The organism is Sulfurovum sp. (genome assembly GCF_036568385.1).
In the GTDB taxonomy this organism is placed as follows: Bacteria; Campylobacterota; Campylobacteria; order Campylobacterales; family Sulfurovaceae; genus Sulfurovum.
Genome location: NZ_DATCSP010000086.1, coordinates 1 through 25,322, shown reverse-complemented (window position 1 = coordinate 25,322; position 25,322 = coordinate 1). Strand labels below are relative to the sequence as shown.

Annotated in this window: 42 protein-coding genes and 1 other RNA gene; 3 read left to right on the top strand and 40 right to left on the bottom strand. The window is 42.4% G+C overall.

What is annotated here, in order from left to right; genetic code table 11:
- The 5 genes from VIM88_RS09380 to VIM88_RS09360 all read right to left on the bottom strand — a co-directional run.
- Window positions 1-519: hypothetical protein (locus tag VIM88_RS09380; protein WP_331862627.1), on the bottom strand; the 519-nt coding region annotated here is incomplete at its 3' end.
- 167 nt (window positions 520-686) lie between these two features.
- Window positions 687-1,847 (bottom strand): hypothetical protein, encoded by a 1,161-nt coding sequence (locus VIM88_RS09375; protein ID WP_331862626.1) that lies wholly within the window; start codon window positions 1,845-1,847, stop codon window positions 687-689.
- A 248-nt stretch (window positions 1,848-2,095) separates the two neighbouring features.
- Window positions 2,096-2,779: a response regulator transcription factor gene (locus tag VIM88_RS09370; protein ID WP_331862625.1), complete on the bottom strand. Its 684-nt coding sequence runs from the start codon at window positions 2,777-2,779 to the stop codon at window positions 2,096-2,098.
- A 142-nt stretch (window positions 2,780-2,921) separates the two neighbouring features.
- Window positions 2,922-4,463: an inorganic phosphate transporter gene (locus VIM88_RS09365; RefSeq protein ID WP_331862624.1), complete on the bottom strand. Its 1,542-nt coding sequence runs from the start codon at window positions 4,461-4,463 to the stop codon at window positions 2,922-2,924.
- Between the two features lie 175 nt (window positions 4,464-4,638).
- Window positions 4,639-5,817 (bottom strand): putative porin, encoded by a 1,179-nt coding sequence (locus VIM88_RS09360; RefSeq protein WP_331862623.1) that lies wholly within the window; start codon window positions 5,815-5,817, stop codon window positions 4,639-4,641.
- A gap of 251 nt (window positions 5,818-6,068) precedes the next feature.
- Between VIM88_RS09360 and VIM88_RS09355 the strand changes: the two genes are divergently transcribed.
- A complete protein-coding gene (locus VIM88_RS09355) occupies window positions 6,069-6,194 on the top strand; it encodes a hypothetical protein (RefSeq protein WP_331862622.1) in 126 nt (41 codons plus the stop codon).
- Between the two features lie 6 nt (window positions 6,195-6,200).
- Here VIM88_RS09355 and VIM88_RS09350 read toward each other — a convergent pair whose 3' ends face one another.
- The 35 genes from VIM88_RS09350 to rpsJ all read right to left on the bottom strand — a co-directional run bounded on the left by VIM88_RS09350 (window position 6,201) and on the right by rpsJ (window position 23,716).
- Entirely contained in the window at window positions 6,201-6,512 is a 312-nt protein-coding gene (locus tag VIM88_RS09350; protein ID WP_331862621.1) for a YbaB/EbfC family nucleoid-associated protein, read from the bottom strand.
- Window positions 6,512-6,880 carry an aspartate 1-decarboxylase gene (gene panD, locus VIM88_RS09345; RefSeq protein ID WP_331862620.1) on the bottom strand — a complete coding sequence of 123 codons (369 nt, stop codon included), beginning with the start codon at window positions 6,878-6,880 and terminating at the stop codon, window positions 6,512-6,514. Before panD ends, VIM88_RS09350 begins: the two co-directional genes overlap by 1 nt.
- 134 nt (window positions 6,881-7,014) lie before the next feature.
- Entirely contained in the window at window positions 7,015-7,392 is a 378-nt protein-coding gene (locus VIM88_RS09340) for a (2Fe-2S) ferredoxin domain-containing protein (protein WP_331862619.1), read from the bottom strand.
- A 115-nt stretch (window positions 7,393-7,507) separates the two neighbouring features.
- Window positions 7,508-8,815, bottom strand: a complete 1,308-nt coding sequence (locus tag VIM88_RS09335; protein ID WP_331862618.1) for a UDP-N-acetylmuramoyl-L-alanyl-D-glutamate--2,6-diaminopimelate ligase — start codon at window positions 8,813-8,815, stop codon at window positions 7,508-7,510.
- Window positions 8,815-9,369, bottom strand: a complete 555-nt coding sequence (locus tag VIM88_RS09330; protein WP_331862617.1) for a hypothetical protein — start codon at window positions 9,367-9,369, stop codon at window positions 8,815-8,817. The genes VIM88_RS09335 and VIM88_RS09330 overlap by 1 nt, the downstream gene beginning before the upstream one ends.
- A gap of 25 nt (window positions 9,370-9,394) precedes the next feature.
- Window positions 9,395-9,673 (bottom strand): NifU family protein, encoded by a 279-nt coding sequence (locus VIM88_RS09325; RefSeq protein WP_331862616.1) that lies wholly within the window; start codon window positions 9,671-9,673, stop codon window positions 9,395-9,397.
- A gap of 198 nt (window positions 9,674-9,871) precedes the next feature.
- The gene (gene rplQ / locus VIM88_RS09320; RefSeq protein WP_331862615.1) at window positions 9,872-10,222 is read right to left on the bottom strand and encodes a 50S ribosomal protein L17; all 351 of its coding nucleotides are present in this window, start codon (window positions 10,220-10,222) and stop codon (window positions 9,872-9,874) included.
- 74 nt (window positions 10,223-10,296) lie between these two features.
- A complete protein-coding gene (locus tag VIM88_RS09315) occupies window positions 10,297-11,298 on the bottom strand; it encodes a DNA-directed RNA polymerase subunit alpha (protein ID WP_331862614.1) in 1,002 nt (333 codons plus the stop codon).
- A 24-nt stretch (window positions 11,299-11,322) separates the two neighbouring features.
- Window positions 11,323-11,949 (bottom strand): 30S ribosomal protein S4, encoded by a 627-nt coding sequence (rpsD, locus tag VIM88_RS09310; protein WP_331862613.1) that lies wholly within the window; start codon window positions 11,947-11,949, stop codon window positions 11,323-11,325.
- A 1-nt stretch (window position 11,950) separates the two neighbouring features.
- Window positions 11,951-12,325 carry a 30S ribosomal protein S11 gene (rpsK, locus tag VIM88_RS09305; RefSeq protein ID WP_331862612.1) on the bottom strand — a complete coding sequence of 125 codons (375 nt, stop codon included), beginning with the start codon at window positions 12,323-12,325 and terminating at the stop codon, window positions 11,951-11,953.
- A gap of 12 nt (window positions 12,326-12,337) precedes the next feature.
- On the bottom strand, window positions 12,338-12,700 hold the full coding sequence (gene rpsM / locus VIM88_RS09300) for a 30S ribosomal protein S13 (RefSeq protein WP_331862611.1): 363 nt from the start codon (window positions 12,698-12,700) through the stop codon (window positions 12,338-12,340).
- Window positions 12,701-12,702: 2 nt separating this feature from the next.
- Entirely contained in the window at window positions 12,703-12,816 is a 114-nt protein-coding gene (gene rpmJ, locus VIM88_RS09295) for a 50S ribosomal protein L36 (protein ID WP_008244830.1), read from the bottom strand.
- Window positions 12,817-13,097: 281 nt separating this feature from the next.
- Window positions 13,098-13,316: a translation initiation factor IF-1 gene (infA, locus tag VIM88_RS09290; RefSeq protein ID WP_008244832.1), complete on the bottom strand. Its 219-nt coding sequence runs from the start codon at window positions 13,314-13,316 to the stop codon at window positions 13,098-13,100.
- Window positions 13,317-13,365: 49 nt separating this feature from the next.
- On the bottom strand, window positions 13,366-14,121 hold the full coding sequence (map, locus tag VIM88_RS09285) for a type I methionyl aminopeptidase (RefSeq protein ID WP_331862610.1): 756 nt from the start codon (window positions 14,119-14,121) through the stop codon (window positions 13,366-13,368).
- Entirely contained in the window at window positions 14,121-15,383 is a 1,263-nt protein-coding gene (gene secY, locus VIM88_RS09280; RefSeq protein WP_331862609.1) for a preprotein translocase subunit SecY, read from the bottom strand. The genes map and secY overlap by 1 nt, the downstream gene beginning before the upstream one ends.
- 2 nt (window positions 15,384-15,385) lie before the next feature.
- The gene (gene rplO / locus VIM88_RS09275) at window positions 15,386-15,784 is read right to left on the bottom strand and encodes a 50S ribosomal protein L15 (RefSeq protein ID WP_331862608.1); all 399 of its coding nucleotides are present in this window, start codon (window positions 15,782-15,784) and stop codon (window positions 15,386-15,388) included.
- Window positions 15,785-15,794: 10 nt separating this feature from the next.
- A complete protein-coding gene (rpsE, locus tag VIM88_RS09270) occupies window positions 15,795-16,241 on the bottom strand; it encodes a 30S ribosomal protein S5 (RefSeq protein WP_331862607.1) in 447 nt (148 codons plus the stop codon).
- Between the two features lie 9 nt (window positions 16,242-16,250).
- Window positions 16,251-16,607 carry a 50S ribosomal protein L18 gene (gene rplR / locus VIM88_RS09265; protein ID WP_331862606.1) on the bottom strand — a complete coding sequence of 119 codons (357 nt, stop codon included), beginning with the start codon at window positions 16,605-16,607 and terminating at the stop codon, window positions 16,251-16,253.
- A 10-nt stretch (window positions 16,608-16,617) separates the two neighbouring features.
- Window positions 16,618-17,154 carry a 50S ribosomal protein L6 gene (gene rplF / locus VIM88_RS09260; RefSeq protein ID WP_331862605.1) on the bottom strand — a complete coding sequence of 179 codons (537 nt, stop codon included), beginning with the start codon at window positions 17,152-17,154 and terminating at the stop codon, window positions 16,618-16,620.
- Window positions 17,155-17,163: 9 nt separating this feature from the next.
- Window positions 17,164-17,559, bottom strand: coding sequence for a 30S ribosomal protein S8 (gene rpsH / locus VIM88_RS09255; RefSeq protein WP_331862604.1), 396 nt, complete (start codon window positions 17,557-17,559; stop codon window positions 17,164-17,166).
- Between the two features lie 12 nt (window positions 17,560-17,571).
- Window positions 17,572-17,757, bottom strand: coding sequence for a type Z 30S ribosomal protein S14 (locus VIM88_RS09250; protein ID WP_331862603.1), 186 nt, complete (start codon window positions 17,755-17,757; stop codon window positions 17,572-17,574).
- On the bottom strand, window positions 17,750-18,301 hold the full coding sequence (rplE, locus tag VIM88_RS09245; RefSeq protein WP_331862602.1) for a 50S ribosomal protein L5: 552 nt from the start codon (window positions 18,299-18,301) through the stop codon (window positions 17,750-17,752). The genes VIM88_RS09250 and rplE overlap by 8 nt, the downstream gene beginning before the upstream one ends.
- A gap of 4 nt (window positions 18,302-18,305) precedes the next feature.
- Complete coding sequence (gene rplX, locus VIM88_RS09240) at window positions 18,306-18,539, bottom strand: 50S ribosomal protein L24 (RefSeq protein ID WP_331862601.1); 234 nt, start codon at window positions 18,537-18,539, stop codon at window positions 18,306-18,308.
- The gene (gene rplN / locus VIM88_RS09235) at window positions 18,539-18,907 is read right to left on the bottom strand and encodes a 50S ribosomal protein L14 (RefSeq protein WP_008244848.1); all 369 of its coding nucleotides are present in this window, start codon (window positions 18,905-18,907) and stop codon (window positions 18,539-18,541) included. The genes rplX and rplN overlap by 1 nt, the downstream gene beginning before the upstream one ends.
- A complete protein-coding gene (rpsQ, locus tag VIM88_RS09230) occupies window positions 18,907-19,155 on the bottom strand; it encodes a 30S ribosomal protein S17 (RefSeq protein ID WP_331862600.1) in 249 nt (82 codons plus the stop codon). The genes rplN and rpsQ overlap by 1 nt, the downstream gene beginning before the upstream one ends.
- 10 nt (window positions 19,156-19,165) lie before the next feature.
- Window positions 19,166-19,357, bottom strand: a complete 192-nt coding sequence (gene rpmC / locus VIM88_RS09225; protein WP_331862599.1) for a 50S ribosomal protein L29 — start codon at window positions 19,355-19,357, stop codon at window positions 19,166-19,168.
- Window positions 19,344-19,769 (bottom strand): 50S ribosomal protein L16, encoded by a 426-nt coding sequence (gene rplP / locus VIM88_RS09220; protein WP_331862598.1) that lies wholly within the window; start codon window positions 19,767-19,769, stop codon window positions 19,344-19,346. The genes rpmC and rplP overlap by 14 nt, the downstream gene beginning before the upstream one ends.
- 2 nt (window positions 19,770-19,771) lie before the next feature.
- The gene (gene rpsC, locus VIM88_RS09215) at window positions 19,772-20,470 is read right to left on the bottom strand and encodes a 30S ribosomal protein S3 (RefSeq protein WP_331862597.1); all 699 of its coding nucleotides are present in this window, start codon (window positions 20,468-20,470) and stop codon (window positions 19,772-19,774) included.
- A 1-nt stretch (window position 20,471) separates the two neighbouring features.
- Complete coding sequence (gene rplV, locus VIM88_RS09210) at window positions 20,472-20,810, bottom strand: 50S ribosomal protein L22 (protein ID WP_331862596.1); 339 nt, start codon at window positions 20,808-20,810, stop codon at window positions 20,472-20,474.
- Between the two features lie 2 nt (window positions 20,811-20,812).
- Window positions 20,813-21,091, bottom strand: a complete 279-nt coding sequence (gene rpsS / locus VIM88_RS09205; RefSeq protein WP_331862595.1) for a 30S ribosomal protein S19 — start codon at window positions 21,089-21,091, stop codon at window positions 20,813-20,815.
- Between the two features lie 12 nt (window positions 21,092-21,103).
- A complete protein-coding gene (gene rplB, locus VIM88_RS09200) occupies window positions 21,104-21,931 on the bottom strand; it encodes a 50S ribosomal protein L2 (RefSeq protein WP_331862594.1) in 828 nt (275 codons plus the stop codon).
- Between the two features lie 9 nt (window positions 21,932-21,940).
- Complete coding sequence (locus tag VIM88_RS09195; protein ID WP_331862593.1) at window positions 21,941-22,222, bottom strand: 50S ribosomal protein L23; 282 nt, start codon at window positions 22,220-22,222, stop codon at window positions 21,941-21,943.
- Between the two features lies 1 nt (window position 22,223).
- The gene (rplD, locus tag VIM88_RS09190; protein ID WP_331862592.1) at window positions 22,224-22,814 is read right to left on the bottom strand and encodes a 50S ribosomal protein L4; all 591 of its coding nucleotides are present in this window, start codon (window positions 22,812-22,814) and stop codon (window positions 22,224-22,226) included.
- Window positions 22,814-23,395: a 50S ribosomal protein L3 gene (gene rplC, locus VIM88_RS09185; protein WP_331862591.1), complete on the bottom strand. Its 582-nt coding sequence runs from the start codon at window positions 23,393-23,395 to the stop codon at window positions 22,814-22,816. Before rplC ends, rplD begins: the two co-directional genes overlap by 1 nt.
- Window positions 23,396-23,404: 9 nt before the next feature.
- Window positions 23,405-23,716: a 30S ribosomal protein S10 gene (gene rpsJ, locus VIM88_RS09180; RefSeq protein ID WP_223891937.1), complete on the bottom strand. Its 312-nt coding sequence runs from the start codon at window positions 23,714-23,716 to the stop codon at window positions 23,405-23,407.
- A gap of 182 nt (window positions 23,717-23,898) precedes the next feature.
- On the opposite strand from rpsJ, the gene VIM88_RS09175 reads away from it, so the two are divergent.
- Together VIM88_RS09175 and ffs are read left to right on the top strand one after the other, a co-directional pair.
- Complete coding sequence (locus VIM88_RS09175) at window positions 23,899-24,975, top strand: AAA family ATPase (protein ID WP_331862590.1); 1,077 nt, start codon at window positions 23,899-23,901, stop codon at window positions 24,973-24,975.
- A 34-nt stretch (window positions 24,976-25,009) separates the two neighbouring features.
- Window positions 25,010-25,107, top strand: an RNA gene (gene ffs / locus VIM88_RS09170) — signal recognition particle sRNA small type.
- The last annotated feature ends 215 nt before the right edge of the window (window positions 25,108-25,322 follow it).

Genomic DNA, 25,322 nt, shown 5'->3' with positions numbered 1-25,322 from the left:
GTCATTATATCCTGGTACAAAAGCTGTGTTTGCTTCGTAAGCAGTCACCTCTGAGTTGGCCGCATTACCAATGAGCGTTACCCCACCCCATTGACCTGCTGCACCAGTCCCGCCGTCAACTGCGATCTCTGATGTGAAAGTAATAGGACTTGTTGCTGTACCAATAGCTCTTATTTGGGCATCTTTATCAACAACCAAATAACTGGTATTATCTCCTGTACCGGCTTTACCGGCGATGATCGTACCAGGCTCGATAGTAAGGGTTGCACCTGCATGAACTGTCACTAGTCCATCAATGATCCATACAAAATTTGCATCCAATGTTGTATCACTGGTGATATCATTTGGAATCGTTTTTCTCTCCAAATCCGAACCTGTCCCTGGATCATCCCCTGGATCTTCAGGGTCTCCACTATAAATATAGACTTGATTAGGGTAGTCTTTACCTTGATCTATACACCCTGTGAGTGTCATGGAACTTGTAAGAAGCGTACTTAATGCGATGTGTGAAAGTTTCATATATTGTCCTTAAATTATGCAAACACTAGAATATTTACAATTTTGTGGAATCATATCAAGCACTTATAACAAATTGGTAACATATAAAATTAGTGAGAAGGAGTAGAAATGGATACTATAACGCAGTTTAGACAAGCAATATTTTTGCTTGTCTAAAAGTCCTAGGCTTAATTACCACCATTGAATAATGTGTGAAGAATTTCTGCTGAATCTCCTGTGATCTTGTATTCGCTGTTTCCTGTAAGTACGACATTATCAAAAGAAATATTATCTGAATCTGCAGCACCTTCAGAATGAAGCGCTCCATCACTATTTAGAGCATTATGTGTGATCGTACCATTAGAGAAGAACCCACCGATACCATCTTTTTTGAAGTAAATACCACCTTCTCCCTCTTGTGCTGATCCGATTTCAATGTTGAAACCATTAAATGTTGCGTGAGTCGTACCAGACATCTCCACTCCAGCTTTACCCGCGATGTTATTGATCGTAAGATTGGTCACTGTTCCGGAATATCCGTCATCGATGTCAAATGAATCATCAAGCGCATTCACGATAGTTAGATTTGATAAGTTTACAGTACCACCCCAGAGTTCAATACCATCATCGCTAGCATTTTCAACCGTAATGTCACTGATCGTTGTTCCAGAGCCTACACCCACAAAACTCAATCCGTTCACTTCTTCATTTTCACGGATCGCGATACCTGTATTAAGTACTTTTACATGTGTCATTGTTCCTGAGTTATCTGCTGGATTTGTATATCCTGGTACAAAAGCAGTGTTTGCTTCATATGCTCCTACTTGGTCATTGGCTGCATTTCCAATGAGTGTTACCCCACCCCATTGACCTGGTGCTGGAGCGTTACCGTCAACTGCTACTTCTGATGTGAAGATGATAGGGCTTGTCGCTGTACCTTGTGCATCTATTTTTGCACCTTTATCGATAACCAAATAACTAGTATTATCTCCTGTTCCAATTCTACCAGCTAAAAGTGTCCCAGCAGGTATAGTTAATGTTGCACCATTTGTAACAGTGACCAAACCTTCAATAATCCATATCTTATTGGTAGTTAGTGTCAAGTCCGACGTAATATTTGCAGGTAAAACTTCTTTAGTTTTACCTGTGTAACTTAGATCACCTGTAGTAGTTGCTCCAATAGTTGATGATCCAATAGCATCAACTGCTGTTTTAAGATCCTCTACCTGTCTTACTTCATAAACTGTATCATCAGTAGGTGGAGGAGTGGAATCTCCTCCTCCGCCACATCCGTTAAGTGCAAGTACTGATGCTGCTGCAACCGAAAGTAAAAGTTTTGTTTGTGTCATGTTGTATCCCTTTTTGTTTTTTTGACAGCGTAACTTTAACGAAGGGGTATAACACAATGACAACAGGTTGTATACAGTTTGGTTACATGATATATGCTGGTACCAAAGTTTCACAAGGCTTAAAAATGTACGGGTAATATATGATGCTAAAGGCAGTAAAAATGATGGTTGAAGTTTTAGTAAAGATTACTTTTTACACAGGTAATGTCAAGATACGGACAGCAGACACGTAAAAAATAGAAATATTTTTAGAGCAATTTATAACCCACACCCCATACAGGAGCAAAATAGGCTTTCTTGGATTCAGGGTCTATCTTCTTTTTGAGTCTGTTCATGGCTACATTGATCGTTTTATCATGAAAGTTGACACTGTCATCACCCCAAACCTCATCACGCAAAAAGTCTCTATCCAGCGGTTTATGTGGGTTCTTGACAAAGGTAAGCAGCAGTTTAAATTCCAGATTGGTCAGATCTATACTCATATTATCGATAAAGAGCTCTCTTTTCTGTAGGTCAAGTACAAGGTCTCTGTATTTTATTTTATTCCCGGATGTGATACCGCTTCGTTTCAGCAAGGCCTTGATCCTTACAAGCAGTTCTTTGCTGCTGAAAGGTTTGGTCATATAGTCATCGCCGCCGGAGTCGAAACCTTCTATCAGGTCGCTCTCTTTGTCTCTTGCTGTAAGAAACAGCACGGGTATGTCGTACCCCAGATCCCGTATCCTTGAAACAAATTCACTTCCCTCTACACCAGGCAGGTTTCTGTCTATGATCATAAGCATAGGGTTCTCTTCTTCTAAGAACTGTTCTACTTTTTCGGTAGACAGGAACCCTGTAACAGTGTAGCCCTCTTTTTCAAGATGATACTCGAGAAGCTCTAAAATATCTGGTTCGTCTTCAATAACGACAATTTCTATCTCTGAATTTTGCATACTGTAGCATAGTATATATTGATAACATTTTGATTACAGGAATAGGGTCTGGGAGGGTTTGCTGGAAGTGGCGCGGGCAGTCATGCCCGCGTTAAAGTGATACGCTGCTTTGCGTAGGAAAATACTGTAGATGATCCTGGACTTAGCTCGCTACACCTTTCAGTATGTAGAAAATAACAGCAGAAAGTCCAGCCGCCGCAGGAACAGTGATCACCCATGCTGCGATGATCTTTTTCACCATACCGCGCTTCACATAGTTTTCACGCAAAGCACGTTTAATGCTTTTTACCTTTTTCTTTTGCACCTTGATCGCTTCTATCAACTCTACCTGCTTTTTATAGTCTTCTTCTGTTTTTAATTCCGCAAGTTCACTCTTAAGCACCCTATGTTTTTCTACTTCGGCATGAAGCTTCTCCTGCTTCACGCTCATATCTTTACTGTCAAGCCACTCTCTCAGGAAACCAACCCCAAAGATCGCACCCACAGCAATATGTGTAGAAGAAACCGGTAATCCCAGCTGGGAAGCGATGACCACGGTGATAGCCGCAGCCATCATAATGGAAAATGCTCTCATCTGATCAAGATCCGTGATCTCGGATCCCACTGTTCTAATAAGCCTCGGGCCAAAAAGTGCAAGACCTATAGAGATACCCAGACCACCGACAACCATGACCCATAAAGGAATAGATGCTTTTTCGGAAACGGCCAAAGTGGTCAACGCATCATTGACTGCAGCCAAAGGTCCTACGGCATTGGCAACGTCGTTCGCGCCGTGGGCGAAACTTAAAAGTGCTGCAGCAAAGATAAGCGGGATAGTGAAAAGCACGTTGATCGATGTTCTACTTCCATCCAGCCCCACGATCTTTTTGACAACCCTAGGCTTCACAATGAAATAGGTGATCACCGCACCGATTGCCCCAAAGATAAGTGCTATCGTAAAAGAAGGTTTTTCCGTTTGCGGTAAAAAGCTCACTATCTCTACGATCTGAGGCCAGATCTTTTTAACCCCTTTAAGCGTAAGATAGGTAATAAATGCCCCTGCCATGATCGCGACAAGAATAGGTACGACCTTTCTGGCTGCTGAGAGTTTATCTTCTTTATAAACGATCTGTGACTTGATGATATAGAGGAAAATAGCGGCAATGACCCCACCAAGCACAGGCGATATCACCCATGAAGCTGCGATCGTTCCCATTGTCCCCCAGGATACAATGGCAAAACCACCTGCAGCGATACCACCACCAAGTACACCTCCAACGATAGAGTGTGTCGTTGATACCGGAGCTTTAAGCCATGTGGCAAGGTTCAACCATAGTGCTGCAGCAAGGAGTGCGGCAGACATACCATAGACAAAAAGCATAGGATCGTTCCCAAATGCATTCGGAGAGATAATACCTTTTTTAATCGTACCGACCACATCTCCACCGGCGATAAGTGCACCACCTGCCTCAAAGATGGACGCAATGAATATAGCCCCTCCGATGGTCAATGCACCAGACCCTACAGCAGGTCCTACGTTATTCGCTACGTCGTTCGCACCAATGTTCATCGCCATATAAGCACCAAATACGGCTGCGAGTACCAAAAAGCCTCCGTGTGTCGCTTGTCCCATAATGCTGTTTGCATAAAAAGCTGCTGCTATCGCAAACCCTGCACCAAGGACCATTTTGAATAGGTTGTTCATTTTCATTCCTTCATAAACTGTATTAATGACGAGATTATAGATAAAAAGTATTACATTTTTGTTACCAAACTGTAATTAAAGTAATGTCTGTTGCAGTAAAGAATGAAAAGCGTGTATGAAAGGAGGCAAGACGGGCATTTTTGCCCATCCTTAGGAGTTTAGATGATATTTTGGACTAGAATTTAATAATTGCGTCTAACTGCACACGCTCGTAATCTGCTCCTGGTTTGTCATCAATTTTACCTGCATAGAATTGATTGATGAAGTAAGTACCGGCAAGATATGTGTTTTTACCAAATTTGTATTGTCCCCTGATAGCATGACCTTTGGCTGCAGTACCTCCACCGAAGTTATCTGAGTCAGAGTGTGCACCCAGTACCGCATCTTCTTCTATGTCTGTATAAGAGTATTTTACTTGCCAATCACCAACTTCTTTAGCCTTACCAAGTTGAAGCCCTATATCATACCCGAAGTTATTGTCATCTGCGGCCGTGTTATATGCTACGCCAGCAGCTATTGCAAATGGTTTGCCAAGCACATCTTTGAACTTGAGTTCTCCAAATCCCTCTACGATATGATAATCATTGGCATAGATACCATCGATTAAGGTGTTGCCCAATCTGCCACTGTCATAAAAAGCCGTGTTCCCTTCGATACCGTCATAATAGTAGAAACCAGTACCTAAATTAAGTTGTGCAAATTCTAATTTTGTTTTGTGCACGTATTGTCCCAAAAAGAGATTGACATCATCCCTGGCAGTAACATTTTCTGCATAAGTTGGCTGGTTAATACCTACAGTGATTATCTTTGTATCATCTTGATACTGGTAGTTCACTCCGTTCATTGAAATATCATTATCCCAAACAAGCTGTGACTTAATAGGTCTATACATCAAATATTCCTGTCTACCTACTTTCCAAGTAGAGTTGCCGGATGTATATGTAATACCTAAAACATGAAATCTAAGCGACTGGAAAAAGTAGTCTGACAGAGCTTCAGTATCCTTATTCGCCTCAGCAAACGTTTGGTTACCTGAAGTTGGGTTACCAAAACCACTTCTCATGCCAATATCAAAGTGAAGATTATCTGTAATATCAATGTTTGAGCCTAGTCTTAAACGATATCGACCAAGGTACTTATTACTTTCAGTACCATCATAATAGTCAGTCTCTTTACTTTCATACCTTACCCGCAAGTCACCTTTGAAGTGAATTCTGTCTAAAAAGCTTTTTTTGGCTACTGGTACTGGAGTTGTACTTTTCACTTCTGCTATTCGTTCATTTGGTGTGACGACGTCCCCATCAGCCATCACGACTGTCGCTATTGCGGCCATTGATAGTATGATCTTTTTCATTCCTGAAATTCCTTATTGGTGTTGTTACGAAAGTTTATAACAATTTGATTACAAATTGATTACAGTATGGTTACATTCAATAGGGTATGAAAAGGAGGGGCTGTCTATACGTATGTAACAATATGTACAGGTGAGATGTAATTTTATAGCGTATATTGCCGTTACCACTCTGTAATACTTATAATATACCATTATCTATCTCATAAGAGAAAAAACTGTATGAGAGAAAAAATTGAAGGAAAGGAGAAAAGATGAAAATAAGCAGCATGCTTCAAAAAGCAGTGAAGAGAGAAGGAAAACACTCAGTCACTTCTAAAATGATCGTAAAACTGAAGAACTCAAAAGAGTTCAACTACCTTGTAGATAAAAACCGCTAACTACGCTTAAGACCCGAACGGGTTCATTCCGCCCATCATACCCATTGCCTGGGACTTTTTATTGTCCTCTATCATTTTATTGACATCGTTCATCGCTGAGATAAGCAGTATCTGCAGGGATTCCTTGTCTTCAAGCAGAGAATCATCGATCGTCAGGTCTATCACTTCACCCGCGCCATTGGCAGTAAGCTCAATAAGGCCTCCGCCGGCTTTCGCAGTGAACTGTATGTTCTTAGCCTGTTCCTCTATCTCTTTGGCCTTTTCCTGCATCTGCTCCATCAGCTTCCCCATGTTGGAGAAATCCAAGCCTTCGAACATTATTCCAACCCCTCGAACTCTTCAGCGATACTGTTGTCATCATCGAGGATAACGATCTTTGGTTTATGGGTGTCCGCTTCAGCCTCTGTCATCTCTGCATAGGCAATGATGATGATCTTGTCACCTTTGTGCACTTTTCTGGCTGCTGCACCGTTCAGACAGATATCTCTCTTGCCTGCTTCGCCGGGGATGATATAGGTAGAAAAACGCTCACCGTTATTGACATTCACGATATCGATCTTCTGACCTACACGCATATTTGCCGCATCTAAAAGTTCTTGATCAATAGTAATAGAGCCTACATAATTTAAATTTGCATCTGTTACGGTAGCTCTATGTATTTTAGAATAAAGCATTGTAATGTTCATAATTATTCCTATGTGTTTCTTTAAAATTTCTGGGATTATACCAAAATCCCCTCTATATCTATATTATACTGAAATTGTGGGGAAATTGAGAAGCTGCACGGACGGCGTGCAGCTGGAGTAAAAAAGGCAGAGAATTAGCGCGCTATACTTGCAGGATCGATAGGTTCTCCCCATACTTCAGCAGGGATCACATACTCTTCCACCACTTTCCCGCCGATGATATGCTCATCGATAATTCTGTCTATCTTCTCTTTTGTCAAACCTACGTACATCGTATGTCCCGGCTCTACAAGCATGACAGGACCCTGCTGACAACGGCTAAGACACCCTGTCTGTACCGGTGTGACCGTTCCGATGATACCTTTCATCATCAAAGACTGAGAAAGGTGCTGAAAAAGCTGTTGCGACTCTGGATCATCCGCCTTTACACAAGAAGGCTTTGGCATCCCCGGAGGTGCAGACTGCTGACACTTAAAAATATAGAACGCTGGTTGGTTTCCACTGTTTAGCATGATATTTCCTTTAAATTTAATTAAGAGTATTTTACTCCGATTTACTTAATCACAGATTAAATCCGTTACAGTTGCCTCGATTACTACGCACATTCAAGCGAACGAAACCTACGTGCTACCCGCTGGTTTCCAGCTGTTCGCTCAAAAGTTGACGTACGACCTCACGGTCATCAAAGTGGTGCTTTACCCCTTTGATCTCCTGATAGTCTTCGTCCCCTTTGCCCAGTATCAGCAAGACTTCATCTTTTTCAAGCGCATCCAGGGCCATCTTTATCGCCAATCTTCTGTCCGGGGTAGCCGTGACGTTTTCTTTTCCGTGAAGCCCCACCAGTATATCTTCCAGTATCATCTCAGGGACTTCATCTCTCGGGTTGTCACTGGTCACATAGATCTTGTTCGCGTATCTGCCTGCCACGGCTCCCATGCGGGGACGTTTCTCTCTGTCCCTGTTGCCTCCCGCACCAAAGACCACCGAAATGTCTCTGTCCTTCATCGCTTCAAGGACCTGGTACATGCCGTCGGCCGTATGGGCGAAATCCACGATCACCAGCGGATCACGGCTCACGACCTCCATACGACCCGACACACCGGCAAAATACTCGACCACTTCGCAGATCTCTTTGATGCTTCTGCCTGTCAGCATTTGCACCGCGCCTATGGCTGCCATTAGGTTGAAGAGATTGAAAAGCCCGACCATAGGGGAGTGAAAGGTCGCTTCTTCCTTTAGATACCTGATCCCCGCTGTAATACCGTTGATCAATGAAAAGGCCTGTACTTTAAAGGTCGCCGGTTCATCGACACCGTAGCTCTGTGCGCCTACGGGATTGTAGGTGATGTTTTTGATGTCATCCTTGTTCAGCAGCTTGGGTGACTCGTCCGCAAAGAAAAGACTCTTGACACGTCTGTACTCTTCTACGGTTCCATGATAGTCCAAATGGTCGGAAGTGACATTGGTATGCACTTTGAGCGCGAACTTCAGTCCCTCGATACGCTCTTGGTGTATCGCATGGGAGCTCACTTCCATGATGAAGTAGTTGCATCCCAGGTCCCTCGTCTGCTTCATATTGTGAAGGGTTTCCAGGATCGAAGGCGTTGTCATGCTCTTCTCTTCGATACGGTCATCCTGTGCGAACAGCCCCCGTGTCCCCTGCAACGCCGGCTTCTCACCCAGGTCCAGCAAAAAAGAGTAGATCGCTGCGGTGACCGTCGTTTTTCCATTGGTCCCTGTCACACCCACCACCTTCATAGGCGCCAGTTCCCAATGGTCGATCAGTTCTTGAACGGAGATCGCCGCAGGTTTTGGAGACAGCTTTTCATAATAGACACTGTTTTGTGCGGTCTTTAAGAAAAGCGTGTCTTTGTCAAGCTTGCCCGTATCATCCGTTAAAAAGAGATATCTCTCTTTCTGGAAATCCAGTTTCACTATTTGTTCCCTCTCACCACATGGTAAAGGGCCAAAATGTCCTGGTCGTTGCCGAACAGGTTCACGGAAGCATCCAGGTACCCCAGTGCCATCTCATCAAAACCTTCATCCGCAAGCTTCGTCACAAAATCGATGAACTCTTCCTTATCGGTGATGACGACCTTGGTCGAGAACATGATATCCTCAAACGTTTTTTTGAAGCTGCCTCTGCTCTCTACCAATGCCAAGAAGTCACTGTAGCGTATCCCGTCACTGTACTCCACCTCTTCTTCCCAAGGCGAGACCAGCAGCTCCTGCAGCTTGTGTTTTGTACTGTCCAGGTTCTCGATCAGTCCGTCTATGATATCTACGGCATTTTCTTTTTCGCTCTTGATCATCTGATAGTAGTCAAACAGTGCCTGTGCCTCTTCTTCGCTGTCACTGCCCAGATCGCTCAGAACTACGCCGACCCTTGCCTCATCCAAAGTAGGATAGTCTTTCAAGATCAACCCGTAACTTCTAAGCGCATTGGCATAGTCCCCCTTCAGGAACTCATGTTCGGCTCTTTGAAGCAATAAATCTTGATTTTTCTTATTCATTTTAACCTAATTGATCCAATTTATCTTCAAATCCTGCAGGTACATTGATCACTGTGATCTCAGGGTGTATCAATGTCTGCATCTGTCTCTCTACACCAAATTTGATGGTTGTACCGGAACTTCCGCACCCGACACACGCGCCCTGAAGCTGTACATAGACTTTCCCGTCCTTGATGTCAAGCAGTTGGATATCCCCACCGTCAAGTTTGATGGAAGGTCTTACCTTCTCGATTACGCTCATTACGGCTGGCTGCAGCTCTTCGTCTGAAAATGGTAACAATGTATCTCCTTCTGATGCCTCTGGTTCGAAGCATGATATATAATGTATTATAACGAAATCATAGTAAAATCTTTTTGTCCTATGTTCTTATGATAGGTTATACACTAAATAGATTTCTTTGTCAATATATAAATGGGGATTTTAGGGGAAGTACCCAAGGCAGAGCCTTGAAATACTGAAGTGAGAGAGGCAGACGAATTATACCAATTCGATAATTGCCATAGGTGCAGAATCACCTTTTCTCATACGTGTTTTTATAATTCTTGTGTATCCACCGTTTCTGTCAGCATATTTAGGTGCGATCTCGTTCACAAGTGTGTTGGTGCACTCTTTGTGCTGTAACATTGCAAAGATTGCTCTGTGTGCATTAAAATCACCAGAAGAAGCTTTTGTGATCAACTTCTCAAAGTACGCTCTAAGCTCTTTGGCTTTTGGCAATGTAGTTTCAATTCTACCCTCTTTTGTCAAAGCAATAGAAAGGTTTTTAAGAAGCGCCGCTCTATGAGAAGACGTTCTATTTAATTTACGGTAACCATGCTTATGTCTCATAATATTCCTTTTTTATTATTGAGTCTCCTTATTTGAAAGCCGGGCCTCAAATAATTCTCTCACTAAAGATACAACTATACTTTAAGTTGCTCTATTTTCTTTACAAGATTGACTCTCATCGCATCTGAAAGTTCAAAATCCGGACCATATCCGTGTTCAACGAGACATTCAGAGATCTCATCCAACGATTTCTTACCAAGATTTTTGATGTTCTTGATCTCATTTTCGCTCATCAGTACCAATTCGCCGAGGAATTTGATACCCGCTCTGTCGAGTGAGTTAAATGATCTTGCACTAAGTCCCAGACTGTCCACTGTTTGCATAAAAGGTTTCAGTTCGCTGTCATCACTGTTTCTTTTCACCGGTGCTGCTGAAATATCCAGGTCCAGTACCGTATTGAACACAGAAAGCTGCTTGTTCATAACCTCCAGCGCATTGCTGAATGCCTCAACCGAACCGATCTGACCATCTGTTTCAATGTCGAAGATGATCTTCTCAAAGTTAGGATTGTCTTCAACCAGTACATTGTCTATCTTATAGTTCGCTCTTCTTACAGGAGTAAAGAAGGCATCCAGTGCGATACTGTCACCGTCTACTTCATCCCTAAGGTCTTCACTTGGCACATAACCGATACCTTTAGAGATAACTACGGTAAAGTTGAGTACCGCATCTTCATTCAGTGTTGCAAGTGGCAGATCACCATTCACTACTTCGATCTGATCATTGTTAAGGTCCTGCGCCGTCACTTCTTTGTGACCCGAGAAACTGTATTTCAATTCAACTCTGTCACTTTCGTCTTTGATCTTAAAACGAATGTTCTTGAGGTTGATAATGAACACAGCCACATCTTCATGCATTCCTCTGATGTTATCAAACTCATGTGCAGCACCTTCTATCTTCACTGAAATAGGTGCATATCCGATAGAAGAACCCAAAATAAGTCTTCTAAGCGGGTGTGCGAGAGTAACAGCATAACCACTCTCAAAAGGGTAAGCAACGATCTCTGCACGGTTTGCGCTTATTTCGTTTACTTCAACCTCTGTCGGCATAAATGGTGCAACTTTGATTTTTCTCATTATTAGCCTTTACTTATGTATGTATTATTTAGAGTATAGCTCAACGATTAGACGTTCTTCAACCGGAATTGCGATTTCTTCTCTTTCTGGAATTCTTGTGAATATTCCAAAAAGTTTTTCTTTGTCTACATCAACCCACTCTACCATACCAGTTTGGTTAGTAAGTTCGATAGCTCTAACGATCTGAGGATTCGTTTTGCTTTTTTCTCTGATCTCAACTTTTTGACCTGCTTTTACTCTGAAAGAAGGGATGTCTACTCTTTTCCCGTCAACCAGTACATGTCCGTGGTTTACAAATTGTCTTGCTGACGCTCTCGTCGTAGCGAATCCCATTCTATATACCACGTTGTCAAGTCTCTGCTCAAGAAGTTGGATAAGGATCGCACCTGTATTCCCCTCTTTTGAGTTCGCTTCTTTGTAAAGTGTTCTAAATTGTTTTTCACTTACACCATACATGAATTTAGCTTTCTGCTTCTCTTGAAGCTGAAGACCGTATTCACTGATCTTTGCTCTTCTTTGTCCATGTTGTCCTGGAGCATATGGTCTTTTTTCCAATGCAGATTTACCAGCAAGTCTTCTCTCACCTTTCAATCCAAGATCAACACCAAGTCTTCTTTCTAGTCTTTCAACCGGACCTCTATATCTTGCCATGTTATACCCTTCTCTTCTTCGGTGGTCTACAACCATTGTGTGGAAGCGGTGTAATATCTTTCAAGAAAGTTACACGAATACCTTCGGTTGCACCAATTGCTTTAACTGCAGTATCTCTACCAGAACCAGGACCTTGAACCTTGATCCCTACTTCTTTGATACCGTTCTCCATTGCTTTTGTCATCGCATCTGCTACAGCTTCTGTCGCTGCAAACGGAGTCGATTTCTTAGAACCTTTGAAACCCAGTGAACCCGCACTGCTCCAAGAGATAACATTTCCCATTTCGTCAGTCACTGTGATCACAGTGTTATTGAAGGTTGCAGCTACGTATACAATACCTTTAGCAATACTTTTTTTCGCTTTTTTCTTAGCCATCTATGTTACTCCTTATGCCGCGCCGACAGTTTTACGCTTACCTTTTCTAGTACGCGCATTTGTCTTAGTACTTTGTCCACGAACAGGAAGTCCTCTTCTGTGTCTAAGACCTCTATAAGAACCTAAGTCCATAAGTGCTTTAATATCCAAGGTTACTTTCTTTCTAAGATCACCTTCCACCATAACATTCTCTTGAATATCGTTACGGATCGTTGCTGCTTCAGCATCTGTAAGCTCATGCACTCTTTTGTTATAGTCCACACCTGTTCTGTCAAGAATATCTCTTGATGTCTTTAGGCCAATACCATAAATGTAAGTCAGTGCATACTCTATTCTTTTTTTCTGTGGTAAATCAACACCTGCAATACGTGCCATGTTTATCCTTGTCTCTGTTTATGTTTTGGATTTTTACAAATCACGCGTACGATACCCTTGCGTTTAATGACCTTACAATCATCACACATCTTTTTAACTGATGGTCTAACCTTCATTGGTTACTCCTACGATATATTTGCACCTAGAGTGTTTCAAAAACATTCTTTGTTTGCGTGGATTACTGAAGTATCATAATCCAACCCTTGAGTAATCGGTGCAACTTAATCAAAGATTCTTCGCGCAGTTTCCTATAAACCTAATTGTTTTAGGGATGGGGATTATACCGAAAGTTTTATTAAGGATTTCTTATATTATAAGGAGTGATGGATGGGGGTTGGAAGAATGTTTGCATCGGCAGCGCGTGCCGGATGCAGGAAGGAGCGGAAAATATTCCGTCCTATTTGTATCTGAATGTGATACGCCCTTTGTCGAGACTGTAAGGTGTCAGTTCCACTTTTACCTTGTCCCCCGGGAGGATCTTGATGTAGTGCATTCTCATTTTGCCGGCGATGTGACAAAGTACAATATGTCCATTATCCAATTCCACTCTAAACGTAGCATTTGGCAATGCTTCAACCACTTTACCGTCAATTTCTATTACATCATCTTTAGCCATTGTATTCCTTTATGAATTTTCTGCTTTGTACTTTCATATCTCACGAAACTTACGCTTCAGTCAAGATGACAGCCTTGCCGTCCACTATGGCAACTTCGTGTTCATAGTGGCTGGTTCTCAGCTGGTCCTCACTGATAACGGACCAATTATCCTCCAGCAGGACAGGTTTTCCACTTTTTTGACAGACCATCGGTTCCAGACAGAAGACCATACCGTTTTTAATTTTAGGGCCCTGATTGGATTTACCCTCAAGATAATTGGGGATATTGGGTTCATCATGTGGTTTTGTACCGATACCATGGCCGCAGTAATCGCGTAATGGCACATAGCCTGCTTCCGTAATGTAGTCTTCAAGAATTTTAGTGACTTCTTTAAAGCGCATACCTTCTTTTATGGATGCTATCGCATGATAGAGCGCACCCCTGGAGCATTCGATCAACGCTTCATCTTCAGCACTGATCTTGCCTACTCCCATAGTGATCGCTGCATCACCGAAATAGCCGTCGAGTTTTGTTCCGATATCCAATCCCAGAATATCACCCTCTTCCACCACTCTGTCCGTAGGTATCCCGTGGATACATACCTCGTTCAAAGAGGTACAGACCGAACCGGTAAAACCGTAGAGTCCCTTGAATGATGGTACGGCACCGTGTTCACGGATAAAGGCTTCGCCTAAAGCATCGATCTCTTTCAGTGTCATGCCGGGTTTTACTGTCTTTTGAAGATATTGGAGTGTTTTGCCAACGATCTCGCCAGCTCTTCTGAGCTTGGCGATCTCATCAGGTTTTCTGATAGCAATAGCCATTATAGACCTACATTGCCCAATGTATTGTATTGGTTCATGGTTCTTTGTGCTTCGATCTTTCTCATCGTGTCAAGCGCAACCTGTACAATGATCAGGACCGCAACCCCACCGAAGTAGAAACTTGCGCCCATTCCCGAGATCACCATAAATGGCACCGTGGAGATGATCGCAAGATAGAGTGCACCTGAACCTGTCAGTCTACTTGCTACTTCGTTCAAGAATTCTTTCGTGTGTTCACCCGGTCTTACCCCTGGGATGAACCCGCCCTGTCTTTTCAAATTGTCTGAAATGTCTTTCGCATTGAATGCGATCGAGGCATAGAAGAATGCAAAGAACATGACAAGCAGGAAAGTGACCACATTGAAGGTGATGCCGCCTGGTGCCAGCGAGTCAGCGATCGCCATAAGGAATGGCGTTGTGCTCGACTGGAGCATGGTCAGAGGGAACATCAATACCGCAGAAGCGAAGATCGGAGGGATCACCCCTGAAAGGTTCACCTTTACAGGAATATAGTTCATCACTCTCTTTGTCTGGTTCTGCATGATCGTTTTTCTTGAGTAAGAGATAGGCACTCTTCTCTCACCCAGTTCCACATAGATGATAGCTAGGATGGTGATCAGCATGATCGCCAGGATACCAAGTACGACCAGGAAGTTCATCTCACCAGCGTTCACCGCTCTTACCGTGTTACCGATCGCTGATGGCAGTCCTGAGACGATACCGGCAAAGATGATCAACGAGATACCGTTTCCGATACCTTTTTGCGTGATCTGTTCACCGATCCACATCAACAGCATCGTACCTGCCAGCATCGAGAAGGTCGTAATGATGGTGAACATCATCGGATCGATCATCACTGCACTCTGTCCCGCTCTTCCGGTCATACTTTGAAGTCCCAAGGAGACACCGATCGCTTGTACTACCGTAATAAAAATAGTAAAGTAACGAATGATCTGCATATATTTTTGCATACCGTCACGTTCTTTTTTCATTTGGCCAAGTGCTGGGAAAGTAGCTGCAAGAAGTTCCATCACGATGGAAGCAGTAATATAAGGCATGATACCTAGAGAGATGATACTCAAACGTTCAACGGCATTACCGGAGAACATATTCATTAGCCCAAGGGCATTGTTTGAATTGCTGTCAAAGAACTCTTTGATCACATTCAAATCAACACCTGGAGTTGGGATATAGGCTAAAACTCTGTACGCAAAAAGGAATCCCAGTGTGATAAGGATTTTTTGAGTTAAAGCATTGCCCATAATTATTTTCCGCTTGTTGTAACAGCGTCGTCTTTGATTTTAGATGCAAGATCTTTTGCACCCACACCAATCAACTTCACTTTCGTTACATTTTTTTGTAATTTATGTACTGACTTGATACTCTCAAGTGTAATCTCAGAAAGTTCAGCGATTGCTTTGATCTTTTCTACATTGATCACATATGGCTTTTCTATTCTAGAAGTAAACCCGACCTTAGGCAATCTTTTGTAAAGTGGCTGCTGTCCACCTTCAAAACCTCTTTTGGCTTTGTAACCAGATCTTGCCTTTTGACCTTTTTGACCTCTACCAGATGTTTTACCTGTTCCTGAACCTTGACCACGACCAACTCTTTTTCTGTTTCTCGTTGATCCTGGCGCAGGCTGTAAATTATGTAAACCCATACTTTACCCCTTACGCTTTAATTCTAGTAAGCGCTTGAACGGTTGCTCTTACTAGGTTGTTTGGATTGTTAGACCCGATAGACTTGCTAAGAACATCTTGAATTCCTGCAAGTTCAAGTACTGGTCTGGCAGCACCACCGGCGATCACACCTGTACCTTCACTCGCTGGTCTAAGCACGATTCTACTTGCGTTGAACTTGTGCTCGATATCATGAGCGATAGTCGTACCTTTAATGTTTACTTTCACAAGGTTCTTGTGAGCATCATCAACCGCTTTCTTAATCGCATCAGGTACTTCTTTGGCTTTACCAAATCCGTATCCCACTGTACCATTTTTGTCACCAATCACTACAAGCGCAGTAAATCTGAATCTTCTACCACCCTTTACAACTTTAGTAACACGACCGATATTTACGATTACTTCTTCAAATTCTTTTTCAATTTCGTTATTTTCCATCATGTGTCCTTAAAACTTGATTCCGGCTTCTCTAAGTGCATCAGCGAATGATGCAACAACACCGTGGTAAAGGTAACCATTTCTGTCGAAAACAACAGTTTCAATGTTTTTAGAAGCAAGGTTTTTAGCCATCTCTGCAGCTATCTTTTTTACATCTTCCTGGTTTGCTTTCAGACCAAGTTTTCTACCATCGACAGCAGCAAGTGTAGTACCTGCAGCATCATTGATAGCCTGCGCATAGAAGTATTTGTTTGACTTGTATACTGTCAATCTTGGCATTGTTTCAGAACCAAAGATCTTACCTCTTACTCTTGCTTTTCTCTGAGCGCGAAGTTTATTTTTTCTTTTTTGAATACTTTTTAACATCTACCGCTCCTTACTTACCAGCTGCTTTACCAGCTTTTCTGATGATCACTTCATCAGTATACTTCACACCTTTACCTTTGTAAGGCTCTGGTGGTCTGAATTCTCTAATCTCAGCAGCTGCTTGACCTACGGCCTGCTTATCTGTACCCTTGACTGTGATCACGTTTTTTTCAACTGTGATCTCTAGTCCCTCAGGGATATCATAATTGATATCATGTGAGTAACCGAGTTGAAGATTCAGTACCTTACCTTGAACTGATGCTCTGTAACCAACACCATTGATCTCTAGAGATTTAGTATACCCTTGATCAAGGCCAACAATAATGTTGTTGAAGAGTGCTCTGTATGTTCCCCAGAACGCTGCATCTTGTTTTTCGTCACCTATTCTCTCAAAAGTCACTTCCGAACCATCAATACTGATCCCAACTCTTCCATGAGTTTCAAGTCTTTTTTCAAGATTGCCCTTTTTAGCCACGAGAGTCGTACCGTCTAGTGATACCTCAATACCACTTGCCACAGTTACTGGTCTTTTTCCTATTCTTGACATCTTTATTCCTTACCAAATACTACAGATTACTTCACCGCCGATTCCACGTTTGTACGCTTCATCATTAGCAATCACACCTTGGCTTGTTGAAACCACCAAAGTACCGTAACCGTTTTTAAATGTTCTAATCTCAGCTTTGCCTTGGTGAACACGTCTACCAGGCTTAGAGATCTTTTTGATCTCATTGATCACGCTTTTTTCGTTCTCATCATATTTAAGAACTACTTTAATTGTTTTTTTGTTTCCGTCTTCTTTCACTTTGTAACTCTCAAGGTACCCTTTGTCTACAAAAATAGCTACCGTTGCTTCAATTACATTCGAGTGAAGAAGTGTTGTTACCTCTAGTCTTCTTTGCGCAGCGTTTCTTATACGAGTAAGAGAGTCTGCAATTATGTCTGTCATCATCTTTTCTTCTCCTTACCAGCTTGCTTTACGCATACCAGGGATAAGGCCTTCATTGGCCATTTTTCTTAAACACACACGACAAATACCGAAGTCTCTGTATACTGAGTGAGGTCTACCACAAATGTTACATCTTGTATATGCCTGCGTAGAGAATTTTGGTTTTCTCTTCTGCTTAGCTATCATTGATTTCTTAGCCATTAGTTCTCCCTTTTGCGAAAGGCATACCAAGTTTTTCTAAAAGCATGAACCCTTCTTTATCATCTTCAGTACTTGTTACGATCGTAATATTCATACCGTGTGTCTTAATAATATCATCAAATAGAACTTCCGGGAACATCAACTGCTCTTGAAGACCGAAGTTATAGTTACCGCGTCCGTCAAAACCTTTTCTTGGTGTTCCTCTGAAGTCTTTCACTCTTGGAAGAGCGATAGATACGAGTTTGTCAAAGAAGTTATACATATTTTCACCTCTTAGTGTTACTCTGATACCCGTTGGAGAACCCTCTCTCGCTTTAAAACCAGCAACTGATTTTTTTGCATTGACGATCACTGCTTTTTGACCAGCGATAAGAGAGATGGTGTCTGCCATGTTCTGGATAAGTTTCGTATCCTTACCTTCTTCACCGGCACCAACAGAGATAACTATCTTTTCAAGCTTCGGAGTCTGCATCGGGTTTGTAATCCCGCACTCTTCTCTGAGCGCAGGAACGATGTCATTGTACTTTTGCTTCATTCTACTCATAGGATTAACCCTCTACTTTTTTTACGTTTGAGATATGGATCGGCATTTCTTTGCTCGCAAATCCACCCTCTTTATTTTCTTCGCTTGGTTTGACAGCTTTTTTAGCTGTTTTGCAACCTGCAACGATGACTGCATCTTTTTTAGTAAGTACCTGAAGCACTTCTCCAACTGTACCTTTGTCGTCACCAGCGATAACCATTACCTGGTCACCTTTTTTGATCTTGAATGTTTTAGCCATTACCATACCTCCGGTGCAAGTGATACGATCTTCATAAAACCTGCATATCTTGTTTCACGACTTACAGGACCAAAGATACGTGTACCTATCGGTTCTCTTTTGTCATCGATGATTACTGCTGCATTGTCGTCAAATCTGATCAGTGAACCATTTTCTCTCTGGATCTCTTTTTTCGTTCTGACCACGACTGCTTTAACCACTTTACCTTTTTTTACTTTTCCGGTTGGAAGCGCTTTCTTCACAGAAGCGACGATCACGTCACCTACAGATGCGTATCTTCTTTTAGATCCACCAAGAACCTTGATACACATGATCTCTTTCGCACCAGAGTTGTCTGCTACATTTAGTCTAGTAAAACCTTGGATCATTACAGCTCTCCTCTCTTCACGATTTCAAGAAGTCTGAAGCTTTTTGTTTTAGATAACGGTCTACACTCGATAGCGCTTACTGTATCTCCAACATTGATATCGTTCTTCTCATCATGAATAAGATATTTTTTAAATCTTTTTACTGTTTTATGATATCTTGGGTGAAGTACTCTTCTCTCAACCAGTACAGTTGCAGTTTTGTCTCCAGCCTTTTTAATCACAGTACCTGTTATTTGTCTTTTTGGCATATATGACCCCTTACTTCGATCTAGCAGCAGTTAGTGCTGTCTGGATTCTTGCGATATCTTTTTTCGCTACTCTTAACTCAGAAGTGTTTGTGAGCTGCATTGTTTTTTGCTTTGCGTTCAATGTAAACAGTTCAAGTTTTTTCTCTTTAAGCATCTCTCTAAGCTCTGCTTCACTTTTATCTTTTAAATCAATATAGTTCATTACTATCCTTTAAAGTGATGATTTTACACTTAAATGGCATTTTGTGAATAGCAAGTGTTAAAGCGGCTCTAGCAAGTGACTCTTCAACTCCGGCCATTTCAAAAATGATTCTACCTGGCTTAATGTTCATAACCCATTTATCCACGCCACCTTTACCTTTACCCATTCTTGTTTCAAGAGGTTTAGCAGTCAATGGCTTGTCAGGGAAAACTCTGATCCAGGTCTTACCTGTTCTAGAGATCTTTCTTGTCATGGTAATACGCGCAGCTTCGATCTGTCTAGAATCGATTCTACCGCCTTCAACGGCTTTGATCGCGATATCACCAAATTCAATTTTGTTACCTCTGAAAGCTTTTCCGCGGTTACGGCCTTTCATCACTTTTCTGAATTTTGTTCTTTTAGGCATTAACATAATTATTCACCTCTTTTTCTAGATGGTCTGCGACCTTCTTTTTTCTCTTCTTTTGGCTCTGCCTGAATACCTTTAGCAAGTACTTCACCTTTGAAGATCCACACTTTAATACCAATGATTCCGTATGTCGTGTGTGCTTCTGCAAAACCGTAATCGATCTTCGCTCTGAGTGTATGAAGAGGAACTCTTCCTTCCAGATACCACTCAGTTCTTGCCATCTCAGCACCGCCAAGACGTCCTGATACAGAGATCTTGATCCCTTTTGCGCCTGATTTAAGCGCACCCTGGATCACTTTTTTCATTGCACGTCTAAATGCAACCCTTCTCTCAAGTTGTGTAGCAACATTTTCTGCAGCCAATTGACCTGAAGCCTGAGGACGTTTCTCTTCTTTGATGTTGATCGCTACATCTTTACCAAGCATCTTGATAAGTGTCGCTTTGAGGTTCTCGATATCTGCACCTTTTTTACCAATGATGATACCAGGTCTAGCAGTCACGATGTTCACTCTCAGTTTTTTCACTGTTCTTTCGATGATGATGTTAGATACACCCGCATAGAAAAGTTCTTTTTTAAGGTATTTTCTGATCTTGTAATCTTCAGCGATAAATTCAGGTGCTCTACCTTTAGCCGGGAACCATCTTGATTCCCAGTTTCTGTTGATTCCAAGTCTAAGACCTATAGGATTTACTTTTTGACCCATATTATGCGTCCTCCCCAGTTTTTTCAGCTACACCAACTTCAACAAGAATGTGCGCTGTTGGTTTAATGATTCTAGAAGCTGTACCTCTAGCTCTCGGTCTCCATCTTTTCATTACCGCTGCCTTGTCTACTCTACAAGAAGTGATCACCACTTCCTCTGGTTCAAAGTCACCGTTAGCAACCGCTGATGCGATCACTTTTGAAACGATACCCGCTGCCTTGTTTGGCATGAATTCTAGCGCTGCAAGTGCAAGTTCTGCGTTCATACCCTGTACTTCTCTAGCGATCAGTCTAGCTTTAGTAGGTGAAACTCTTGCGAATCTTAATAATGCTCTACTCATAATTAACCTACCTTCTTCTGAACAGAACCTTTGTGGCCCTTGAATGTTCTTGTTGGTGCGAATTCACCCAGTTTATACCCTACGTGGTTTTCTGTGATGAATACTGGTACAAATTGTCTACCATTGTGTACATTGATCGTCAATCCGATAAACTCTGGGAATATTACAGATCTTCTTGACCATGTTTTAATAGGCTTGTTAGAGCCTTCTTCTTTTGCTTTAAGCACTTTTTTCATTAGGTGACCATCGATGAATGGACCTTTTTTTGTCGATCTTGCCATATCTTATGCCCCTTACTTTTTACGCTTAGAGATAATTAACTTATCACTAGCTTTTTTCTTACGCGTTTTAAACCCTTTAGCCGGAGTACCCCATGGAGATACCGGATGACGACCAGAGTTTGTCTTACCTTCACCACCACCGTGTGGGTGATCGATAGGGTTCATCGCAGAACCACGTGTCTGTGGTCTGATACCAAGGTGTCTGCTTCTACCTGCTTTACCGATAACGATATTGGCGAAATCTTCGTTACCTACGGTACCGATCGTTGCCAGACATTGACCAAGTACATATCTCATTTCACCTGATGGAAGTCTAAGTGAAACGTACTTTCCGTCTCTACCCATGATCTGTGCATAACCACCCGCTGAACGTGCGATCTGCCCACCGTGACCTGGGTTCAGTTCGATGTTGTGCACCAAAGTACCCACAGGGATGTTGATCAGCTTCATGGTGTTACCGGTCTTGATGTCAAGACCTGACTCAGCTGACATTACCTTATCGCCTACGTTAAGGCCTTTTGGCTGAAGTATATATCTTCTGTCACCGTCAACATATTTGACAAGACAAATTCTACAGTTTCTGTACGGATCGTACTCAACAGTGGATACCGTACCTTCAATGTTGAATTTGTTTCTTTTAAAATCTATGATTCTATATAGTTTTTTAGCACCTGCTTCTCTGTGGCGAGAAGTGATTCTACCGTTACTGTTTCTACCTGCAGATCTCGGAAGATTTTTAAGTAGTGCTCTAACGCTTGCTTTAGCAGTGATGTCACCGCTGTCAAGGTTAGTCATATAACGACGTGAAGGTGTGGTTGGTTTATATGTTTTAATTGCCATCTTCTATCCTTATACCGCTAAACTTTCGATTTTCGCGTCTTCAGGAAGCTTCACATAGAACTTTTTCAAGTCTGGTCTTTTTCCTTCAACACCTCTAAATCTTTTCACTTTACCGTTCACTCTCATTGAGTTTACTCTAAGTGGGTTGATCCCGAAGAACTCTTTAAACACTTCTTTAAGACCGTTTTTAGTCATTCTTGGAGTTGTCTGAACTACGATGACACCATCTTCTTGAAGAGACAAACTCTTCTCTGTATACATAATTGATTTAATATCTGTAATATCTGCCATCTTAAGCCTCTTTCGTCAATTTGTCAAATACAGCTTTTTCCATCACGATCGAGTGATACGCAGCCGCAAGATAAGCATTAAGCTCATTTGATTCAATAAGGTATGCGTTCTTGAGGTTTCTAAACGCCAAGAAAGTCTTATCGTCTATCATCTCCTTCACTACAAGCACATCTCTCTGCTCAAGTCCGTTCACAAATGCCACAGCATCTTTTGTTTTACCTGACTCTACAGTGATGTTGTCCACAACAAAAAGTCTTTCATTCGCTGCCAACTCTGCCAATGCATGATAGAGTGCAAGCTTCTTCTGCTTTTTGTTTACCTTTTGATTATAGTTTTTGTTGGTGCTTGGTCCGAATGCAACACCACCGCCAACAAATACAGGAGAGGTGATCGATCCTGCTCTTGCACGACCGCCGCCTTTTTGTGCCCATGGTTTTTTACCGCCACCGCTCACTTGTGCTCTGGTTTTAGTCTGAGCCGTATTTGCTCTAAGTCCAGCCGCATACGCTTTACAGTAAAGGTAAAGGTTATGTGGGTGAACTTCCAAAAATGCCTGTGGAAGGTCTGTTGTTTTAATTACTGTTGTTTTCATTATTTGACTATCCTTACCAATCCTCTAGCCCCATTGTGACCAGGAATTGAACCTTTTAATACTAAGATACCGTTTTCAGCATCAAATGACAGTACGTCATTTTTTACAGTCACTTGCGTGTTACCGTATTGTCCAGGCATTTTTCTACCTTTTTGTACACGTCCTGGCCACTCTGCGTTACCGATCGAACCGATTCTTCTACCGAATCTGTGTCCGTGTGATGCTGGTCCACCGCCGAATCCGTGACGTTTCATACCACCCTGGAAACCTCTACCTTTAGTGTCTAAAGATGTTTTTACCACAGTCGCTTCCGCCAATGCTGCCGGATCAAGATCACCCGCTTCAGTACCTTCTGCTACGTTGATCGTCATGAATTTGTTAAACTCTTTGGAGATACCGAACTTGGTCTGCTGACCTTCGATGCTCTTATTGAGTTTTTTGCTTGAGTTATACGCTACAAGTGCTTTTCCGTCTTCTCTCACTTCACAAACTTTCGCCTCAACGACTTTTAGAAGTGTAACTGGAACACTTGGTACATCAACAGTTCTGCTCATACCAATTTTTTCTATAATAAATTCCATTCTCTACTCCTACTTGTCCATTGATCTGATTTCAACTTCGATTTCAGGTGCCAGATCCAGCTTCATAAGTGAATCAATAGTATCTGAAGTAGCCGAAACGATGTCGATCATTCTTCCATGAATTCTGATCTCAAATTGCTCACGTGCGTCTTTATTGACGTGCGGAGATTTAAGAACAGTATAACGCTTGAGTTTAGTTGGCATTGGAATTGGCCCTCTAATCTCTGCTCCTGTACGTTTAACTGCATCAATAATAGCAGCAACTGATCTGTCTAGAACACGATGATCATAAGCTTTAAGCTTCAATCTAATTTTTTCCATATTTACCCTTTAAAGAACTCGTTAGCTTAGGTGCCTACACACGGGGTTTTACCCCCCTAACATAAATTTAGGAACGCGAATTATACCCAAACTTTTTGAAAGGTGCAATACTATTTAGCCTAAAAACGCTACAATATTCAAAAATGTTTCCTTATAAAAAGGAATTATTAGAAGGTGTCTCCATGCAACTGCTTGAATATTTTCAAAATCAACGTTATCAGACCGAGAACTATATCCCCAGAAAATGCCAATTGCCTGAGGGAGAAGACATTAACCTCTATGGCGTGCGCGGCGCAGGTAAAAGCACTATCATCTTCGACCTGATGCAAGAGGAGGATGCAGAGACGACGCTTTATATAGACCTGGAGGACCCCAACCTCATCTTCCAGTCGATCTCAGCACTTTCGCTGCAGCAGTATATAGACCGTGAAGGCATCACTCTGCTGATACTCGACCATTATACAGAGGGATACCTCCCCTCCTTTCCCAATGTGCACAAGCTGATCGTGCTTTCGCGTATGCCTCTTCACGATCCGGCTCTTCATCCCGTTGAGCTTTTTCCTTTAGACTATGAAGAGTTTCTTGCCTTCAAGTCCAGCACCGCACCAAGCAGCGGGTTCAACCACTTTTTGCGTGCCGGTACCCTGCCTCTGGTCGCCAGATCACAGAAAACACCTCTCCTGGCCATGAAAAACTTTTTCCAAAGCTCTTTCAACGAAAATGAACAGAAACTGCTTCTTGTTCTGGCCCAGCATCATACCAAGCACCTCACGATACATCAGATCTATATGTTTGCCAAAGAACATTTCAAGGTCTCCAAGGACTGGCTCTATAAGACGATGAAACACTTTACCGAAGAGAAACTGGTGCTGTTCATGGAAGACAGGCACCAGAAGTCCGGGAAAAAGATGCTGCTCTTTGACTTTGCCTTTGCCAAATACCTCACCCTAGGGCAACCCTTCATCGTACAGTTTGAAGCGATGGTGGCCTTGTCGCTCATCAAACACAGGATCGAGGCACAGACACTGGGGATACACGGATACATCACCGCCAAAGATGAACTGATCATACCTGCACCGTTCGAAAGCGAAGAGAGCCTGTGGGTCAAATCGCAAAGCAAGTTCTCCCTCTACAAGCAGTACGGCATCAGGAAGGTGACCATTGTCACGGTTGCCAATTCCTATGAATACACCATAGAAAAACTGCATTTTGAAGCCCTGCCGTTTGATGAATGGAGCGTCATCCATGATGAAGAGTAATATAAGCTAGCTTTGGCTAAAATTCGCATGCCTCTTTTCAGACCTGTGCAACGGTTCTGAGAGACAACGGGTCAGGACGGGAACGTAGCAGCCCACCTTTCTTTACTGTGTGCCGCAGGGATCTGGGGAGGGGTGTTAAACCAAATATCTTGTTTTCAAACAATAGTTCAAAACGAACTTTTGCTTATTGGGCATAAGATATCTACTAAAATGTGACTAGTCACATGAGCCATCTGCTGAAGATAACTCAGCGTTAGCGTAGCTTTGTTGAACTTTGTTCAAAAAGCGTTCCATAAATGATAGAGAGGTGGCCGAGTGGTCGAAGGCGCACGACTGGAACTCGTGTA

Coding starts and splice junctions, on each gene's coding strand:
- VIM88_RS09375 (WP_331862626.1), bottom strand. CDS start 1,847: ATGACACAAACAAAACTTTTACTTTCGGTTGCAGCAGCATCAGTACTT.
- VIM88_RS09370 (WP_331862625.1), bottom strand. CDS start 2,779: ATGCAAAATTCAGAGATAGAAATTGTCGTTATTGAAGACGAACCAGAT.
- VIM88_RS09365 (WP_331862624.1), bottom strand. CDS start 4,463: ATGAACAACCTATTCAAAATGGTCCTTGGTGCAGGGTTTGCGATAGCA.
- VIM88_RS09360 (WP_331862623.1), bottom strand. CDS start 5,817: ATGAAAAAGATCATACTATCAATGGCCGCAATAGCGACAGTCGTGATG.
- VIM88_RS09355 (WP_331862622.1), top strand. CDS start 6,069: ATGAAAATAAGCAGCATGCTTCAAAAAGCAGTGAAGAGAGAAGGAAAA.
- VIM88_RS09350 (WP_331862621.1), bottom strand. CDS start 6,512: ATGTTCGAAGGCTTGGATTTCTCCAACATGGGGAAGCTGATGGAGCAG.
- panD (WP_331862620.1), bottom strand. CDS start 6,880: ATGAACATTACAATGCTTTATTCTAAAATACATAGAGCTACCGTAACA.
- VIM88_RS09340 (WP_331862619.1), bottom strand. CDS start 7,392: ATGCTAAACAGTGGAAACCAACCAGCGTTCTATATTTTTAAGTGTCAG.
- rplQ (WP_331862615.1), bottom strand. CDS start 10,222: ATGAGACATAAGCATGGTTACCGTAAATTAAATAGAACGTCTTCTCAT.
- VIM88_RS09315 (WP_331862614.1), bottom strand. CDS start 11,298: ATGAGAAAAATCAAAGTTGCACCATTTATGCCGACAGAGGTTGAAGTA.
- rpsD (WP_331862613.1), bottom strand. CDS start 11,949: ATGGCAAGATATAGAGGTCCGGTTGAAAGACTAGAAAGAAGACTTGGT.
- rpsK (WP_331862612.1), bottom strand. CDS start 12,325: ATGGCTAAGAAAAAAGCGAAAAAAAGTATTGCTAAAGGTATTGTATAC.
- rpsM (WP_331862611.1), bottom strand. CDS start 12,700: ATGGCACGTATTGCAGGTGTTGATTTACCACAGAAAAAAAGAATAGAG.
- rpmJ (WP_008244830.1), bottom strand. CDS start 12,816: ATGAAGGTTAGACCATCAGTTAAAAAGATGTGTGATGATTGTAAGGTC.
- infA (WP_008244832.1), bottom strand. CDS start 13,316: ATGGCTAAAGATGATGTAATAGAAATTGACGGTAAAGTGGTTGAAGCA.
- map (WP_331862610.1), bottom strand. CDS start 14,121: ATGGCTATTGCTATCAGAAAACCTGATGAGATCGCCAAGCTCAGAAGA.
- secY (WP_331862609.1), bottom strand. CDS start 15,383: ATGGGCAATGCTTTAACTCAAAAAATCCTTATCACACTGGGATTCCTT.
- rplO (WP_331862608.1), bottom strand. CDS start 15,784: ATGGGTTTACATAATTTACAGCCTGCGCCAGGATCAACGAGAAACAGA.
- rpsE (WP_331862607.1), bottom strand. CDS start 16,241: ATGGAAAATAACGAAATTGAAAAAGAATTTGAAGAAGTAATCGTAAAT.
- rplR (WP_331862606.1), bottom strand. CDS start 16,607: ATGTTAAAAAGTATTCAAAAAAGAAAAAATAAACTTCGCGCTCAGAGA.
- rplF (WP_331862605.1), bottom strand. CDS start 17,154: ATGTCAAGAATAGGAAAAAGACCAGTAACTGTGGCAAGTGGTATTGAG.
- rpsH (WP_331862604.1), bottom strand. CDS start 17,559: ATGATGACAGACATAATTGCAGACTCTCTTACTCGTATAAGAAACGCT.
- VIM88_RS09250 (WP_331862603.1), bottom strand. CDS start 17,757: ATGGCTAAGAAATCAATGATAGCTAAGCAGAAGAGAAAACCAAAATTC.
- rplE (WP_331862602.1), bottom strand. CDS start 18,301: ATGAGTAGAATGAAGCAAAAGTACAATGACATCGTTCCTGCGCTCAGA.
- rplX (WP_331862601.1), bottom strand. CDS start 18,539: ATGGCTAAAACATTCAAGATCAAAAAAGGTGACCAGGTAATGGTTATC.
- rplN (WP_008244848.1), bottom strand. CDS start 18,907: ATGATCCAAGGTTTTACTAGACTAAATGTAGCAGACAACTCTGGTGCG.
- rpsQ (WP_331862600.1), bottom strand. CDS start 19,155: ATGCCAAAAAGACAAATAACAGGTACTGTGATTAAAAAGGCTGGAGAC.
- rpmC (WP_331862599.1), bottom strand. CDS start 19,357: ATGAACTATATTGATTTAAAAGATAAAAGTGAAGCAGAGCTTAGAGAG.
- rplP (WP_331862598.1), bottom strand. CDS start 19,769: ATGTTAATGCCTAAAAGAACAAAATTCAGAAAAGTGATGAAAGGCCGT.
- rpsC (WP_331862597.1), bottom strand. CDS start 20,470: ATGGGTCAAAAAGTAAATCCTATAGGTCTTAGACTTGGAATCAACAGA.
- rplV (WP_331862596.1), bottom strand. CDS start 20,810: ATGAGTAGAGCATTATTAAGATTCGCAAGAGTTTCACCTACTAAAGCT.
- rpsS (WP_331862595.1), bottom strand. CDS start 21,091: ATGGCAAGATCGACAAAAAAAGGTCCATTCATCGATGGTCACCTAATG.
- rplB (WP_331862594.1), bottom strand. CDS start 21,931: ATGGCAATTAAAACATATAAACCAACCACACCTTCACGTCGTTATATG.
- VIM88_RS09195 (WP_331862593.1), bottom strand. CDS start 22,222: ATGGCAGATATTACAGATATTAAATCAATTATGTATACAGAGAAGAGT.
- rplD (WP_331862592.1), bottom strand. CDS start 22,814: ATGAAAACAACAGTAATTAAAACAACAGACCTTCCACAGGCATTTTTG.
- rplC (WP_331862591.1), bottom strand. CDS start 23,395: ATGGAATTTATTATAGAAAAAATTGGTATGAGCAGAACTGTTGATGTA.
- rpsJ (WP_223891937.1), bottom strand. CDS start 23,716: ATGGAAAAAATTAGATTGAAGCTTAAAGCTTATGATCATCGTGTTCTA.
- VIM88_RS09175 (WP_331862590.1), top strand. CDS start 23,899: ATGCAACTGCTTGAATATTTTCAAAATCAACGTTATCAGACCGAGAAC.